The sequence below is a fragment of the Prevotella sp. P5-50 genome, assembly GCF_002251295.1.
GTDB lineage: Bacteria > Bacteroidota > Bacteroidia > Bacteroidales > Bacteroidaceae > Prevotella.
In genome coordinates this window covers 25,066-41,100 of the sequence record NZ_NPJA01000001.1, presented here as the reverse complement: position 1 = coordinate 41,100, position 16,035 = coordinate 25,066, and the positions used below count along the sequence as shown (strand labels likewise).

Here is a 16,035-nt window from a genome sequence, read left to right as displayed (position 1 = left end):
CATCAGAAATGCGTAATTAATGGTATGTTCGTGTGAGGACTTCTTTAGTTGGATGCGCTGGTATTTACCACGGGTTGGGCAGCATCATCGCTACAGAGTACGACAAGCAGATTGCTCACCATCGCTGCTTTTTTGTCGTCGTCAAGTGTCATTACTCCCTCGTTGTTTAGTTTGTCGAGTGCCATTTTAACCATTGATACGGCCCCTTCTACAATCTTTTCGCGTGCAGCAATAATGGCTGTAGCTTGTTGGCGACGCAGCATCACGGCAGCAATTTCCGGTGCATAAGCCAGATAGTTGATTCGTGCTTCAATTACTTCTATGCCAGCCATCGCCAGTCGTTCGTCGATATGTGCTTCCAGTTGTTTGTTGATTTCATCGCTTCCGTCGCGTAGTGTCAGCTCTTGGGTGTTGTTGTTTTCGTTGTCATAAGCATATTGTCCAGCCACTTGTCGTAGGGCGGCATCTGCTTGAATGCTTACGAAGAGTTCGAAGGCGTTCATGATTCCTGCTGCGGTAGCGATTCCTTGTGTTTGTTGGCTTGCCATGGTCTGTGAGTCAATTTCAAACATGGCTTTATAGGTATCTTTCAGCTTCCATACCAGTACCATTCCAATCATTACAGGATTTCCCGTTTTATCGTTTACCTTAATGGGTTTCCCGTCAAGGTTACGTGCTCGGAGTGATAGTTTCTTTTGGTTTATGAAGGGGTGTATCCAATAGAAACCGGCCTTGGTGAAGGTTCCTTTGTATTTGCCGAAAAACATCAGGACACGAGCTTCTCCCGGTTCTACGAGGATGAATCCTCCTGCCATGATAAGCGAGAGTAGTATAAGAAGTCCTCCGGCAATACCGCTGGTGATGGAGCAGGCGAGTTCCCATTCTTCCATGCTGATGGCTGTAATGACTAATGCAATACCTCCGAAGAAGCATAACAGATTGAGCACGAGCATTATGATACCGTTGAGACACATGCCTGAGTAGTTGAATTCTTTAGTTTCCATATGATTAATTGTTTTTTAATAATAATATTTAATTGTGATCATTTCTATGGCGTTAACCTATGGGGATTCGTCGGTCGGTTTACCAAGATTGATGCAAAGGTATATGTTTTTTTTCAGATTCGTTTACATCAAACGGAATTTCTGATATTCAGATTCGATTATTCTTCGATATGCGATAGGGAATGGATGAAGTTTCCCAAAAGATTGAATGGTGACTCTTGTGGGAAAACATACATGTATCTGAAGGAGTGTCTCACGTGCCAGATAAGAGAACTGGAATTGTTGGTGCCGACAAAGACATGGTCTCCTTGTGTGAAGTACCATTCATCGAGTTCGTTGCCTGAAATCTTCATGAATTCGCGTATCAGTTGCTGTGCTTCTTTGGGTGAAGATGCCTCTGCAAATGGGATATTGCCGGCATCGAAGTCGAAGAGACTGACCAATACGGAAGCTGTCAGACTGGCAACATGTTCCATGTAGAGTTGTGTTATCCATGAACGGATGTGTTCATAGTCGATGTTGTCGCGTGTGGTTCGTAGATAGATGGCCAGTTCTACGAAGCGCCGTAGATGTATGCCTTGTGTGAGTAGGTTGCGCGAGATTCCTACCAACCGTAGCATGAAAGCCTTAGTAGCTTGCAGGCTTTCTATCGATATTTCCTTTTCAGCTTGTTGGAGCAGTCGGCGCAGTTTTCTGTTGAGTAGGGGATTGGACAACCGTTGTTCTTCGGTTTCTTGTTTGTCGATATCGGCTTCTGCTTGCTCTGAAACGGCATGAATAGTTGCTTGTTGCCAGTTGGCCAATAGACTTGCGTCAAGACGTAGGAAGAAGTCATCGGCAGACTGTCGTATTCCGTCAAATACCCATGGTGTAATATCATGGATTTGTGCAAAGACGAGTGCGCGTTCCCATTTCCATGCCGACATGGGTTCAAGCGTCAGATGCTCGTTGAAAGCCCCTTCGCGTAGCAGACGGATACAATTGCGCTGGATGATGTTCATAATCAGGATACGTGTTTAGGATAACGCAACAAGATGGCGAGTAGGGCAGTAAAGCCGATTGCCATTGGATAATAGAGATAAGGCAGAATGCTGATGGGGTTGAGTGCAGCCAGTCCTGCAGCCATTAGCATTTGTGCTCCATAGGGTATAAGTCCCTGCATCATGCATGAGAAGGTGTCGAGTATGGATGCGCATTTCCGATTATCTACTCCGAAACGGTCGCCTATTTGCTTGGCAATACCTCCTACGGTAATGATTGCCACGGTATTATTGGCTGTACAGAGGTCAACGAGCGATACCAGAGCGGCGATAGCGAGTTCTGCTCCCCGTTTGGTGTGGATATGACGCGTCATGCGCTGGATAAGGAAGTCTATTCCTCCCTGGTGTTTGATGATTTCCAGCAGGCCTCCTGCCATCATGGTGATAATGATGAGTTCACCCATTCCCATGATACCTTGCCCCATGGATCCCATCCATCCGTAGAAGTCAAACGATCCGTCGATAAGGCCTATGGCTCCTGTGAGTGCGATGCCCAGCGTGAGTACTGCCATGACGTTCATTCCGCAAACTGCTGTCAGCAGAACGACGAGGTATGGTATAACCTTTAGTAGCGATACTGGTCCTACCTTTTGTGGTGCCTGAGTATGGAGTCCCATGACCACATATATGGCGAGGATAGCGATGGCTGCAGGAATGACGATATAGGAGTTGACTCGGAATTTGTCTGAGAGTCTGCAACCTTGGGTTGAGGTAGCAACAATTGTCGTGTCGGATATGAATGAGAGGTTGTCGCCGAAGAACGAACCGCCAACTACGACTGCCACCATGAGTGGTAGTGCTGTACCGGTCTGACTGGCAACGCCTGCTGCAATAGGGGTCAGGGCGACGATTGTGCCTACGCTTGTTCCCACAGAGAGCGAAATGAAGCAAGCCGCCAGAAACAGTCCTGCCAGCAGCATGTTGGCGGGCAGTAGTGTAAGTGCTAAATTGACGGTAGCGTCGATAGATCCCATGGCCTTTGCGCTATTGGCAAAGGCTCCTGCCAAGATAAAAATCCATATCATCAGCATCATCTGTCCTGTTCCTGCTCCTCGGCTGTAGATGTCTATGCGTTTGCGTAGTGGGATTCCTCCTGCCATAATGACCGCATAGATAGAGGCCACCATGAAAGCCACGGTGATGGGCACTTTGTAAAAGTCACGAGCAATGATACTCGTGACTAGATATAGGACGATGAACACCAATAGTGGTGATAGTGCGATGATGCCTTTTTTCACGATTGTGTTACACCTTTTTTGTGATTATACTTTTATTATAACGTAACTCCATTTTTGAAGATGGATATTTCGCGATAGCCATGTTCTTCGTTTCGTGCCTGTTGTCCGCTTGCCACAGCCAGTACTTTGTCGATGAATTCAGGCAGCAGTTCTTGCATGGTGCGTCCTTCTATGAGTTGTCCGGCAGAGAAATCTACCCAATGTGGTTTGTTTTTTGCCAAAGTGGGGTTGGTGGCAATCTTCATGGTGGGTACGAAAGTGCCGAATGGTGTTCCGCGTCCGGTAGTGAAGAGTACGATATGGCAACCGCTGGCAGCCAGAGCGGTAGATGCAACGAGGTCGTTTCCTGGTGCAGAAAGCAGGTTGAGTCCGTCGTGTTGCAGTCGGTCTCCGTATTCCATGACGCCGCTCACAGGTGCTTTTCCGCATTTTTGTGTGCATCCTAATGCTTTGTCTTCGAGGGTGGAAATGCCTCCTGCTTTGTTTCCTGGGCTTGGGTTTTCTCCTACGGGTTCTCCGTGTGCGAGGAAATACTCTTTGAAGTTGTTGACCATAGAAACGGTTTGCTGGAAGAGTTCTGGAGTTTTGCAGCGGTTCATGAGAATGGTTTCTGCTCCAAACATTTCAGGAACTTCTGTCAGAACGCTTGTTCCGCCTTGTGCTACGAGCCAGTCGCTGAATTCTCCCACGAGTGGGTTGGCTGTGATTCCGCTGAATCCGTCGCTACCACCGCATTTCAGTCCGATGCGGAGCTTGCTGACGGGTACGTCAACGCGCTTGTCCTGACGTGCGTTTTGATAGAGTTGGCGTAGTTCCTGCATGGCGGCTTCTACTTCGTCTCCTTCAACACGTTGTGTGACAAGCAGTTTGATGCGGTCTTTGTCGTAGTCTCCCAACATAGCCATGAAGTCTTCGGGTTGATTGTTCTCACATCCGAGACTGAGTACGAGTACACCACCTGCATTGGGGTGTAGGCAGATGTCGCGTAGCACTTTTCGAGTATTCTCGTGATCGTCTGAGAGTTGTGAGCATCCGAAATTGTGGTGCCAAGTCCAAATGGCGTCAATACCTTCGCAGTGGGTTTCTGCTTGCAGTCTGTGTGCCAGTTGTTCTGCAATTCCGTTGACGCATCCCACGGTCGGAACGATCCATATTTCGTTTCGTACGCCTACGTCGCCGTTTTTGCGTAGATAACCTTTGAAGGTGCGGTGTTCGTCGGCAATATTGAGTGTTGCATCAACGGGTTGATAGGTGTATTCAAGTGTTCCGCTGAGGTTTGTTTTCAGATTGTTTTCGTTTACCCAGTCGCCTGCTTTTAGGTCAGTCTTTGCATGTCCGATAGGGTAGCCGTATTTGATGATGTCTTCGCCTTGTTTCACATCCTTGATGAGCACTTTGTGTCCGGCAGGAGTGTCTTGATTGACGATAATCTGTTGGTCGTCGATTTCGATGATGTCGCCTTTCTGTTTGGCTTCGAGACATACTACAACCGAGTCGGCTGGATTGATTTTGAGATAAGTCTTGAGTGGTTTCATTTTGTATAGTAGTTTAGTTTGTTTTCTGAAGCTGTTTATCCGATGTTGTTACGTCGGTAGAAGTCGATATTCTCCTTGGTGAGGAGTTCGATGGGCATATAATTGATGGGTTCCACCTTTTTTTTCAGTACGATGGCTCGGAAAAGTGCATCGACACAGGTGTATCCTTGCATGAATCCATGCTGTGCGATAAGAAATGAGATGCTTCCCTGGCGTACGCATTCAGCATTCTTGGGCACCATGTCGTATCCCATAATCTGCACGTTTCTTCTGTTGGAGCGTAGTAGAAATTCTCCTACCAGATGTGCCTTCGAATTAAAGGTGATGCAATGGTGTATGAGTGGATGCGAGGTGAAGAATTCTTCGAGAATATCATCGTATTGTTCGCGTTCGGTGTCGAGTGACAGGTTAACTTCTGTAATCGTTACATCAGGGAAATGGTCGTGCATGTAGTGTCGGAATCCCGTTTCTCGGTTTTCTTGTTGTTTTGATGCCACGTTGCCGTTGCGCATTTGTTTCATCAGCATGATTTCTGTCTCGTGAGGAGCGAGCATCATGAGCATGCGTGCTGCAAAATATCCGCTGGAGAATGAGTCTTGTCCGAAGAATGTCAGCGGTTTGAGGTCCGGCATGTATGAGTCGAGTAGTACGAATGGAATCTGCCATTGGTGAATCAAGTCGCAGTATTTGCGCATGACGTCGATTTTTGTCGGCACCATGATGATGCCGTCTGGTTCTTCCTTGAGACATTCGTCCATAACCTTTTCAAAAGTGTCTGTCGCAAACCTATTGTAATAGAGCAGTTTGACCGAGACTCTGAAGTCACGGAAGCGTTCGCATGCTGCCAGGGTGCCTTCTTCCACTTCGTCCCAATATGCTTCCGATTCGTGTTTGGGAAGGATGCAAAAGAATCGGTACGACTTGTTGTACGCCAGTGCAGAGGCATACATATTGGGCTTGTAGTCCATTTCTGCTAAAGCCTTTTCTACTTTCTCGAGTGCGCTTTTCGACACGTTGGGACGCTTATGGAGCACCCTATCGACCGTGCCGACGCTGACGCCAGCACGTTCGGCAATATCCTTGATTCTTATTTTGCCTGTATCCATAGTTGTTGCAAAGGTAATGTAATTCGCTCAAAATACAAAAAGAAAACTCGTTTTTCTTTGTCTGTTTCTTAAGATGTAGTCTGTCCTTGGTATCAGAAAATGGCATAATAGTATCATGTTTGGTTGTGGAGGAGGGATTGAGTGGTTATATGTTACCGATTTTTAGCCTTTGCTCTCGGCTTCGGGATGCCTTGACCTTTGGTCGAGCCATTTTCGCCTCGGCATAGTCTTAAAGTAAACTTAAGCCTTTGCTCTCGGCTTCGGGATGCCTTGACCTTTGGTCGAGCCATCTTCGCCTCGGCATAGTCTTAAAGTAAACTTAAGCCTTTGCTCTCGGCTTCGGGATGCCTTGGGAATGGCTTCGGGATGTTTACAAGCGATAAGTCCTAAGTGAGTCCTAAGTAAGTCCCAAGAAATAACAGACGATAATGGGAGTTTGATGGTAAGAAATGAAGAGTGGCAAGCTGTGGCGGAATCATGCGAAAGTTGTATAAAGGTATTGTGGATGTTCTGAAGAAATTCTATCAAGTGCTGAAGAAACTCTGAAACATATATATAAAATAGGTGTATGATAACCAATACGGAATAGCATGACTCTTATAGTCTGTTTCTGCCGTCTTTAGGGGCAAAAAAAGGTCAGACTAAAACGTTTACGGCATATTTAAATCGAAAAAACAGTATAGAATTTGCACGTTTGAAATTTAATATGTACTTTTGCAAACAAAATATCAAACAGCAGATAATTACTAAAACAAATGGCAAAAATCGTAACATTGGGCGAAATTATGCTTCGCCTGTCACCCAACGGCAACGACCGTTTCATTCAGAGTGAATCATTCCGCATCATCCCCGGTGGAGGTGAGGCTAATGTGGCAATCTCAGTGGCTAACTATGGTCATGAAGCCTATTTTGTCAGCAAACTGCCCAAGCACGAGATTGGTCAGATTGCCGTTAACGCACTGCGCCGCTATGGCGTGAATACCGAATTTGTGGCTCGCGGTGGTGACCGTGTCGGTCTTTACTATGCAGAGACTGGTGCTTCTATGCGCCCATCAAAGGTTATCTACGACCGTGCCAACAGCGCTATTGCCGAGGCTGATGCATCCGATTTCGACTTTGATAAAATCATGGAAGGTGCTCAGTGGTTCCATTGGTCAGGCATTACTCCTGCCATTTCTGACAAAGCTGCCGAGCTGACCCGTCTGGCTTGTGAGGCTGCTAAGCGTCACGGAGTGACCGTTTCTGTTGACCTGAACTTCCGTAAGAAGCTCTGGACCTCAGAGAAAGCAATCTCTATCATGCGTCCACTTATGCAGTATGTTGATGTATGTATTGGTAACGAGGAAGACGCAGAACTCTGTCTCGGATTCAAACCCGATGCCGATGTAGAAGGTGGAAAGACCGATGCTTCAGGTTATGAGACTATCTTCAAGCAGATGAAGGAAACTTTCGGCTTCAAATATGTAGTATCTACTCTTCGTGAGTCTTACTCAGCAACCTTCAACGGTTGGAAAGCTTTGATCTACGATGGCAAGGAGTTCTATCAGTCGAAGCGTTATGAGATCAACCCCATCATCGACCGCGTAGGTGGTGGCGACTCATTCTCTGGTGGTCTGATCCATGGTCTGCTCACCAAGAAAACTCAGGGTGAAGCTCTTGAGTTTGCAGTAGCTGCTTCAGCTCTGAAGCATACTATCAACGGCGACTTCAACCTTGTAAGTGCTGACGAGGTAGAGGCTTTGGCTGGCGGAAATGCCAACGGACGTGTTCAGCGCTAATCATTCTAATCATAGCAATCATTATGAGTAAATTTGATAAGATAGCCGTACTGAAGAAAATCGGCGATACAGGAATGGTTCCTGTATTCTACAATAAAGACCTTGAGGTTTGTAAGAATGTGGTAAAAGCCTGCTACGAAGGTGGTGTCCGTGCATTCGAATTTACCAACCGTGGCGATTTCGCCCACGAGATTTTTGGTGAACTCGTGAAATGGGCTGATAAAGAGTGCCCCGAACTGGCTCTCGGTATCGGTTCTGTAGTTGACGCTCCCACAGCAGCTCTTTATCTGCAGTTGGGTGCCAACTTCGTGGTTGGTCCATTGTTCAATCCCGAAATTGCTCCCGTGTGCAACCGCCGCCTTGTGCCTTATTGCCCAGGCTGCATGACAGTCAGCGAAATCGGTAAAGCCCAGGAACTGGGATGCGACCTGACCAAGGTGTTCCCTGGCGATGTGGTAGGTCCCAACATGGTAAAAGGTCTGAAGGCTCCAATGCCTTGGTCAAAAATCATGGTTACAGGTGGTGTGGCTCCAGAAGCCGAAAACCTCAAAGCATGGTTCAAGGCTGGCGTCTATTGCGTAGGTATGGGCTCGAAGCTCTTCCCCGCTGACAAGGTAAAAGCCGGCGACTGGCAGTATGTTACCGACAAGTGCAAGGAAGCACTTGGCTATGTAGCCGCTGCTCGCGCATGATGACTCACTCCCTTTGCTAAAAGGAGAAAATCATCGGCTTATTATCATCATAAACAAAAGGAGATTAAGATATGAAACACGATGCGATAAAAGCAGAGAGTTCATTTCTTAATCTCCTTTACGTTTTTTTTATTGCACCATTAGCACTCCTTCTGCTGACGAGCTCATGTCAGGCTCCTCCACGGCAAGATGTACAACAATTCAACGACAAGGCCTATGAAGCCCATTACCGCTCGTTGGATTCTGTGGAGCATTATGCCCGAAAAGCCCTCCAACTGGCACAGTATGACGATGACGGAAAGGCAGAAGCACTCAACAATCTGGCCTTCGCCAATATTGTCCGGATGGATTATGCCAAGGCAGAACAGCAACTGACAGAGGCTGCTACGCTAACCGACAATCAGATAGAACAACTCGTCTCGCAAGTGCAACTGATGCGACTCTGTCAACGTCGTTCTCGCAATCGTGATTTTTATGAGCATCGCGAACGAGCACTAAACTGTTTGCGCCGTATCAACGAAGAGCGTGCAGCACTCTCGCCAAGAGATACCCGACGGATGATTTATGCCGAGAGCGAATTGGCCATCGTCAATTCCACCTACTATTATTATGTAGGTTTGGAGCGACAAGCCTCCAATGCCATTCGACAAATCAACGAGGATGATGTGCGTCGCGACACAGCACAGTATCTTAATTACCTCTACAATATCGGCGCAGGAGGTATTATCATAGAGGGAACAGCCGAAGATATTGCCAACGAAGAAATAGAAAATCTTTTCCATTGTGTTTCCATGGCAGAACGTTGTCATTATCCCTACTTTGAAGCCAACGCCAAAGAGGCTTTGGCAGAACGTCAGAATGACCTGCAACTGGCAGAAGAGGCACTCATGCTGTTCCGGCAGTTTGGCGATGTCTATCAGATTGCAGGTGCACACCGCACGCTGGCCACATGCTACCATGTCATGGGAGACGACCGCCAAGCCCTCAAACACCTTTACCAAGCATTGGCAGACAAACGCATCAATCAGGCTCCAGACCTTGTGGCAAGTATTCGCGAACAGATGAGTGTGGCCTATGCGGCTCTCAACGATAAACCCCAAAGCGATTATAACCGCAATGTTTATATCGATATACAGGAACGCACTCGTCAGGATCGTGAATTAGAAGCACGCGCCAATATGTATGAAGTGGCTTCCATGCAACTTAACGTCATGATAATAGCCGTTATCGTGGCCATCTTCCTGCTGATACTGTTACTTTGGATCTTCAACCGCATGAACCGCAGGCAGAAGCAGGACAACCAACTGACAGAGATCCTGGAACAAAAGCAAGAAGAAGTTGCAGAAGCATGGATGAGGGTGGAGCGCAACGAAAAACAGCATTTGGAACAGCGGGCCAAGGTCGCACTTGTCATCAGCATCATACCACTCATAGACCGTATTCTCCATGAAGTGAAGCGACTCGGGGACACTCCTCATGCTAAACCTTCGACTGATGAACAGCAGAATATGCTCAAGATACGGCAGGAACGGCTTGGCTATATTCAGGAACTGACCGATCAAATCAATAAATATAATGATGTGCTGACACAATGGATTCAATTGCGTCAAGGCAGTCTGAATCTCCATATCGAGAGTTTCCCACTTCAAGGACTCTTCGATATTGTTGCCCATAGTCGTACAGGATTCAATATGAAACAAGTGACACTCGAAGTGGAACCAACTACCGCAGTAGTCAAGGCCGACAGAGTGCTCACCCTCTTCATGCTTAATACGTTGGCAGATAATGCCCGGAAGTTTACAGAACGTAATGGACTCGTGACGGTCAGCGCCAGCGAAACTGAAACATACGTGGAGGTAACGGTTAGCGATACCGGCAAAGGAATGGACCAACAGACCCTCGACCATCTCTTCGATGCCAAGCCAGTAATAGATCATGTGGGCGAAACGCCAACAGGAGAACAACGCTCGCATGGCTTCGGATTGATGAACTGTAAAGGTATTATTGAGAAATACCGTAAGATAAGCAGCATCTTCAGCGTCTGTACGCTGACTGCAGAAAGCGCAGTAGGAAAGGGGAGTAGGTTTGCTTTCCGATTGCCCAAAGGAGTTCGTCGTACGCTCACAGTATTGTTGTTGCTAATGGTAGGGTGGAACACCATGGTCGCTCAATATAACCGCAATCAGGCTCATATCTATGCAGACTCAGCCTATTTCTCCAATATCAACGGAACGTATGAACGCACGTTGGAATTTGCAGATTCATGCATGAAATACCTTAACTTGCAGTATCTCAAACAACGTTCTGACAGCCGCCTGCTCATGAAACTGATTGACGAGAGTGCCACACTATCGCCAGAAATAGCGTGGCTGCACGATAGTGTTGATGTCAACTATCAAGTAGTGCTCGACATTCGTAATGAGAGTGCGGTGGCAGCCCTTGCCCTTCACGATTGGCAACTCTATGCTTATAATAACAAGGCCTACACCCAACTGTATAAAGAACTCTCAGCAGACAATACCCTTGCTGACTATTGCCGAAAAATGCAGCAATCGCAATCTAATAAGCGTATCGCGGTCATTCTGCTCATCATCATCCTCATGCTTCTCATCCCAGCCTACTATATGCAATATTATCGGCATCGACTATATAAACAGTTCAATAGGGAGAAAAAACAACGCATAGATATCGAACTGGCGGATGACGAATTGCGGCGGGCAGAACTTGAATGTAGCAATCTTCATGTTACCAATGCCGTACTTGACAACTGTTTGTCAACGCTAAAACATGAGACCATGTATTATCCCAACCGCATCCGACAGTTGGCTTCTGCAGATGATCAGAACAATCTCGCAGAAGTGGTCAGCTACTATCGCGAACTCTATGGTATTCTCAGCGAACAAGCACTTCGACAAGTGGAACGCTTCCATCTTCATCTCAAGGCTGTCGATTGCTATGGTCATCAAGTTTTGGGAGATAGCCATGCGCTGAATGTGATGTGGCAAATCTTGGTGCAAAAAGACAGCGAGGTTAGTGTAGAGAGCAAAGACAACCGTTATTGGCTCTTTACTATTACCCAACCACACATGAATATTTCAAAGGAGGAGGCAGAAACACTCTTCACCCCTTCCTCTTCAGAACATATACCTTATCTGTTATGCCGACAGGTGGTGCGCGATCATGGAGAAACAACAAACTTGCGTGGTTGTGGCATTTGGGCAACAGTAGAGGATGGTAAAACTTATGTGAAATTAACATTACCCAAATATGGAAAACTTTAAACTTATTATCGTAGAAGATGTGCCGTTGGAACTTAAAGGCACGGAAGGAATCATCAGAAACGATATTCCTGAAGCCGACATCATAGGTACGGCAAGCAATGAAGCTGACTATTGGAAGCTGATCCGTCAGCAAAGACCGGACTTGGTATTGCTTGACCTCGGACTTGGAGGTTCTACAACTGTTGGTGTGGAAATCTGTCGTCAGACCAAACAAAACTATAAAGAGGTAAAAGTGCTGATTTTTACCGGCGAGATTCTCAATGAGAAACTCTGGGTTGATGCACTCGATGCGGGAGCAGACGGCATCATTCTTAAAAGTGGAGAATTGCTGACTCGTTCAGATGTCGGAGCTGTGATGGAAGGCAAACAACTGGTATTCAACGAACCTATACTCAAAAAGATTGTTGAGCGTTTCAAACGGGATGTTACCATGCAACTGGTACGTCAAGAGGCTTTGGTCAACTATGAGATTGATGAATATGATGAGCGTTTCCTGCGTCATCTGGCCCTCGGCTATACTAAAGAACAGATTACCAACCTGCGGGGAATGCCCTTTGGCGTGAAGAGTCTGGAGAAGCGACAGAATGAACTGGTCCACAAACTCTTTCCTGAAGGAGAGAGTGTTAACGCCACCCGTTTGGTGGTAAGAGCCTTGGAGTTGCGTATCCTCGACCTTGACAATCTTGAACCTGACGCAGAGTGATGAAACTGACCGATTAGAGGTGAAGAGAGTAATCAGTATGAGTATGTCGATATGGTGAAAAAGCGATTAGCATATTTTGCAACAACCTTGGCAATGGCAGAGGTGGCGTTAATCTTGTTTTCGTGGATATGGAGTGCGGCATTTCCAAACGATCAAGTTCGTTCTCTTCTGTCTAGTGAAGGATTGCGCTGGTTTTTCGGACATTTCTCTGAGATATTGGCAACGCCATTGATGGTGAATATATTGTTGATGGGAATGGCTTATGGTTGCTTGCGCCGATGTGGAGTATTGGCCTACAGCAATACCTATCGCGAACGCCGTGCCTTGCTGATGAGTCTGGGACTCTTGGTGGTCTATGCTGTGGCATTACTTTTGCTGACCATACTGCCCCATGCCGTGTTGTTGAGCGCTACCGGACATCTGTTTCCGTCGCCATTCGCTTCAAGCCTCCTTCCTGTATTGGCATTCTCCATCGTCACCTCATCCATGTTATATGGAGCGGTAATGGAGCGAATCCGTCATATCGGGCATGTCTATGACTCGTTGTTGGATGGACTCCGTAGTATTACTCCTTTCATACTTTTCTATATACTATTCATGCAAATCTATGAGTCCATACGCTTTGTGTTTGGCTAATCCCTCATTTTTAGGTATTGTGGCATTGGGAGAATAGGCGTACCTTTGCAACGTGTTAAGAACATCACAGACACAAAAATGGTAATAGTATTTGTTTAGTTTAGTATGAAATCGGTCGGTATGCTGCCGACCGTTTTTCTTTTCCATCTCTGATGGCGATTCTCGATTACAGATATTGCACATTCCGTTTTGTGGTGTGCAAATAGAAGGGGCGGTTGTATTTTTCCCAAGCATTACGTGCAGTAAAATTTGGTATTTCGGGTTCTAATTTGTATCTTTGCACCAAAGATATAAGTAATAAGATATGTTTGAAAACTTAAGTGAAAGACTTGAACGTTCGTTCAAGATACTGAAAGGTGAAGGAAAAATCACCGAGATTAACGTGGCAGAAACCTTAAAGGATGTGCGTCGTGCATTATTGGATGCTGACGTCAACTATAAGGTAGCCAAGAGCTTTACTGATACGGTAAAGCAGAAAGCCATGGGTATGAATGTGCTGACTGCTGTGAAGCCCAGTCAGTTGATGGTGAAGATTGTACACGACGAACTGGCTGAACTGATGGGCGGTAAAGCTGTCGAACTTACATTAGAGAATCGTCCTGCCATCGTGCTGATGTCGGGTCTGCAAGGTTCGGGTAAGACAACGTTCAGCGGAAAACTTGCTAATATGCTGAAAAACAAACAGCATAAGAATCCATTGCTCGTGGCATGCGACGTCTATCGTCCTGCTGCTATCCAGCAGTTGCACGTAGTGGGCGAGAGTGTTGGTGTACCTGTATATTCCGAGCCAGATAATAAAAATGTTGTAGAGATTGCCAATAATGCCATTCGTGAAGCGAAGGCTAAAAACTATAATGTTGTCATCATCGATACTGCTGGTCGCTTGGCCGTTGATGAGGAGATGATGAACGAGATAGCTACGCTCAAAGAGGCTGTCAATCCAGATGAAACGCTCTTCGTGGTTGACGCCATGACGGGTCAGGATGCTGTTAATACTGCCAAGGAGTTTAACGATCGGCTTGACTTCGATGGTGTAGTACTCACCAAACTCGATGGTGACACCCGTGGTGGTGCTGCCCTTTCCATTCGTACTGTTGTAACCAAACCCATCAAGTTTGTGGGAACAGGTGAAAAGATGGAAGCTATTGATGTATTCCATCCTGATCGAATGGCAGACCGTATTCTTGGAATGGGTGATATCGTATCACTTGTTGAACGTGCTCAGGAACAGTTTGATGAAAAACAGGCCAAAGAACTTGAGAAGAAGATTCGCAAGAACAAGTTTGATTTCAACGACTTCATGAGTCAGATTCAGCAAATCAAGAAAATGGGTAATATCAAAGATCTTGCAGCCATGATACCTGGTGTAGGAAAAGCTATCAAGGATGTGGATATCGATGATAATGCCTTTAAAGGTGTTGAGGCCATCATTCAGTCGATGACACCCAAAGAACGTGCAAACCCAGATATCATCAATCAAAGTCGTCGTCAGCGTATAGCAAAGGGTAGTGGTTCAAAGATAGAAGATGTGAACCGCCTGCTCAAACAGTTTGAGCAGACCCGTAAGGTGATGAAGATGATGACAGGCGGCAATAGCTCGAAAATGATGCAGATGGCTAATGCCATGCGCCACATGAAGGGTGGAATGCCCAAGATGTAATGTTCTTATAGATAAAGGACACAGAAACATAACAATTCAAACGAAATAAACTTTATGCAACTGATAGACGGTAAAGCAACCGCAGCGGCTATTAAGGCTGAAATAGCGGAAGAAGTGAAAGGCATCATGGCCAATGGAGGTAAGCAACCTCATTTGGCAGCAGTGTTGGTAGGTCACGACGGTGGTTCGGAGACCTATGTGAAAAATAAAGTACTGGCTTGCGAAGCTTGTGGATTTAAATCAACCCTTATCCGCTATGAGGACAATATTACTGAAGAGGAACTGCTGAAGTGCGTCGATCGGTTGAACAAAGATGCCGATGTCGATGGATTCATTGTACAGTTGCCATTGCCCAAACATATTGATGAGCAGAAAGTAATTGAAGCCATCGACTATCGAAAGGATGTGGATGGATTCCATCCCGTCAACGTAGGACGTATGGCTATTGGATTGCCTTGCTTCATTTCGGCCACACCATTGGGCATTATTACTTTGCTCAAGCGCTATAATGTTCAAACAAGTGGCAAGAAGTGTGTCGTATTGGGCAGAAGCAATATCGTGGGCAAACCTATGGCACAACTCATGATGCAGAAACAATATGGCGATGCTACCGTTACTGTTTGTCACTCTCATTCGGAGAACCTCAAAGAGGAATGTAGAAATGCTGATATCATCATCGCTGCCATTGGACGTCCCGACTTCGTTACAGCAGACATGGTGAAGCCTGGTGCAGTTATTATTGACGTGGGCACCACTCGAGTACCTGATGCCACACGCAAAAGCGGATTCCGTCTTAATGGTGACGTCAAGTTTGATGAGGTAGCACCTAAGTGTTCGTTTATCACTCCCGTGCCCGGTGGAGTAGGGCCGATGACTATCTGCTCGCTGATGAAGAATACTTTGGCTGCTGGTAAGAAGGAATACTATAAATAGAGAATAATGACAGCTCAGGAATATTATGAACAAGGTAATGCTTGCCGCAGACAGGCCGACTGGCAAGGAGCTATCAACAATTACTTGAAAGCCATCGAGATTGACCCAGAGAGTCCTGCTGTCGAAGCAAAGCAAATGCTTGACGATATCCTGAACTATTATCACAAGGATTCGTATAACCCATAAAATATAAAAATTATGGCAAAGGTTAAAGGAGCTGTTGTGGTTGATACCGACCGCTGTAAAGGATGTGCGCTGTGTGTAAGTGCTTGTCCACAAGGCGTTATTGTATTGGCCAATCGTGTCAATGTGCATGGCTATCCCTATGTGGAACCTACACAGATAGACAAGTGTATAGGTTGCACTTCGTGCGCCATTGTGTGTCCGGACGCTTGTATTACTGTCTATCGTCAAAAAATGGAGGGATAA

General features: G+C 46.3%; 14 protein-coding genes. 9 read left to right on the top strand and 5 right to left on the bottom strand.

Annotation, left to right across the window (positions count from 1 at the left end; genetic code table 11):
• Positions 1-44: 44 nt before the first annotated feature.
• The 5 genes from CIK88_RS00185 to CIK88_RS00165 all read right to left on the bottom strand — a co-directional run bounded on the left by CIK88_RS00185 (position 45) and on the right by CIK88_RS00165 (position 5,923).
• On the bottom strand, positions 45-1,004 hold the full coding sequence (locus tag CIK88_RS00185; protein ID WP_094389677.1) for an SPFH domain-containing protein: 960 nt from the start codon (positions 1,002-1,004) through the stop codon (positions 45-47).
• A 158-nt stretch (positions 1,005-1,162) separates the two neighbouring features.
• Complete coding sequence (locus CIK88_RS00180; RefSeq protein WP_094389676.1) at positions 1,163-2,005, bottom strand: hypothetical protein; 843 nt, start codon at positions 2,003-2,005, stop codon at positions 1,163-1,165.
• A gap of 2 nt (positions 2,006-2,007) precedes the next feature.
• Positions 2,008-3,282: a Na+/H+ antiporter NhaC family protein gene (locus CIK88_RS00175; protein ID WP_094389675.1), complete on the bottom strand. Its 1,275-nt coding sequence runs from the start codon at positions 3,280-3,282 to the stop codon at positions 2,008-2,010.
• Between the two features lie 35 nt (positions 3,283-3,317).
• Positions 3,318-4,817: a UxaA family hydrolase gene (locus tag CIK88_RS00170; protein ID WP_094433922.1), complete on the bottom strand. Its 1,500-nt coding sequence runs from the start codon at positions 4,815-4,817 to the stop codon at positions 3,318-3,320.
• 35 nt (positions 4,818-4,852) lie between these two features.
• On the bottom strand, positions 4,853-5,923 hold the full coding sequence (locus CIK88_RS00165) for a LacI family DNA-binding transcriptional regulator (protein ID WP_094433921.1): 1,071 nt from the start codon (positions 5,921-5,923) through the stop codon (positions 4,853-4,855).
• Between the two features lie 755 nt (positions 5,924-6,678).
• On the opposite strand from CIK88_RS00165, the gene CIK88_RS00160 reads away from it, so the two are divergent.
• From CIK88_RS00160 to CIK88_RS00120, 9 genes are all read left to right on the top strand, one after another.
• Positions 6,679-7,701, top strand: coding sequence for a sugar kinase (locus CIK88_RS00160; protein WP_094389672.1), 1,023 nt, complete (start codon positions 6,679-6,681; stop codon positions 7,699-7,701).
• A 23-nt stretch (positions 7,702-7,724) separates the two neighbouring features.
• Positions 7,725-8,393 (top strand): bifunctional 4-hydroxy-2-oxoglutarate aldolase/2-dehydro-3-deoxy-phosphogluconate aldolase, encoded by a 669-nt coding sequence (locus tag CIK88_RS00155; RefSeq protein ID WP_094389671.1) that lies wholly within the window; start codon positions 7,725-7,727, stop codon positions 8,391-8,393.
• Between the two features lie 71 nt (positions 8,394-8,464).
• Positions 8,465-11,674: a DUF5112 domain-containing protein gene (locus tag CIK88_RS00150; protein WP_094433920.1), complete on the top strand. Its 3,210-nt coding sequence runs from the start codon at positions 8,465-8,467 to the stop codon at positions 11,672-11,674.
• A complete protein-coding gene (locus CIK88_RS00145) occupies positions 11,661-12,377 on the top strand; it encodes a DUF5932 domain-containing protein (RefSeq protein ID WP_094389669.1) in 717 nt (238 codons plus the stop codon). The genes CIK88_RS00150 and CIK88_RS00145 overlap by 14 nt, the downstream gene beginning before the upstream one ends.
• A gap of 51 nt (positions 12,378-12,428) precedes the next feature.
• The gene (locus tag CIK88_RS00140) at positions 12,429-13,013 is read left to right on the top strand and encodes an AbgT family transporter (RefSeq protein ID WP_144007286.1); all 585 of its coding nucleotides are present in this window, start codon (positions 12,429-12,431) and stop codon (positions 13,011-13,013) included.
• Positions 13,014-13,317: 304 nt separating this feature from the next.
• A complete protein-coding gene (gene ffh / locus CIK88_RS00135) occupies positions 13,318-14,673 on the top strand; it encodes a signal recognition particle protein (protein ID WP_094433919.1) in 1,356 nt (451 codons plus the stop codon).
• A 54-nt stretch (positions 14,674-14,727) separates the two neighbouring features.
• Positions 14,728-15,606, top strand: coding sequence for a bifunctional methylenetetrahydrofolate dehydrogenase/methenyltetrahydrofolate cyclohydrolase FolD (folD, locus tag CIK88_RS00130; protein WP_094389666.1), 879 nt, complete (start codon positions 14,728-14,730; stop codon positions 15,604-15,606).
• Between the two features lie 6 nt (positions 15,607-15,612).
• On the top strand, positions 15,613-15,792 hold the full coding sequence (locus tag CIK88_RS00125; RefSeq protein ID WP_094389665.1) for a tetratricopeptide repeat protein: 180 nt from the start codon (positions 15,613-15,615) through the stop codon (positions 15,790-15,792).
• Positions 15,793-15,804: 12 nt separating this feature from the next.
• Entirely contained in the window at positions 15,805-16,035 is a 231-nt protein-coding gene (locus CIK88_RS00120; protein ID WP_094433918.1) for a 4Fe-4S binding protein, read from the top strand.